The sequence below is a fragment of the Vibrio sp. 1288 genome (genome assembly GCF_033344475.1).
In genome coordinates this window covers 1-589 of record NZ_JAWPOX010000832.1, presented here as the reverse complement: position 1 = coordinate 589, position 589 = coordinate 1, and the positions used below count along the sequence as shown (strand labels likewise).

Here is a 589-nt window from a genome sequence, read left to right as displayed (position 1 = left end):
GCATCATTTACATCGCCTGAAACATACGATTCCAGACAAAAGTGGGCAAGTTTCTCACTCGCTCTCAATTTTTTTTGATATTTATCAAATTATTTTAGTCTGGTTCATTATATAGAGCCATCCTTTGAAGGCAACCAAAATCCTTACTCTGGATGCGGATTGACTACTTTTCGACGACTCTACAACAAGATATTCGTGCCACATAGTTCATCAGGAAGAAAACCATAGAAAGAACACAATATTCTTGCCTTTAAACGGCTGAAAATGTGAGCTGGAGTAATCCAGCAAAAAGCGAAATGGGACAGATTGAAAAACAGCACTGCAAGCAGTGCTGTTTAAATCGTAAACAATGAGTTTTGCGTACTAGGTATTTTTGAACTCTTTCATCGCTTGAAGATGCTGAGAGATTTTCTTGAACTTATGTGACTGCGATTCATCCCAGATAATGTCGTAGTGCTTTTCTAACTCAGAAGCCGTTTTTGTATTGTCATGAATTTCATCTTCTTTCGACAAAATCACTAAACAGCGCCCTTGGTTTTTAGCTCTGAACTGATCTACACACTTCGTTGCAATATCTTCGTATTCTTCT

General features: G+C 37.9%; 1 protein-coding gene. It reads right to left on the bottom strand.

Annotated features, from left to right (window positions below; genetic code table 11):
* Positions 1 to 363: 363 nt before the first annotated feature.
* The coding region (locus tag R8O11_RS29620) for a YqiA/YcfP family alpha/beta fold hydrolase (protein WP_318195179.1) at positions 364 to 589 on the bottom strand (226 nt) is incomplete at its 5' end.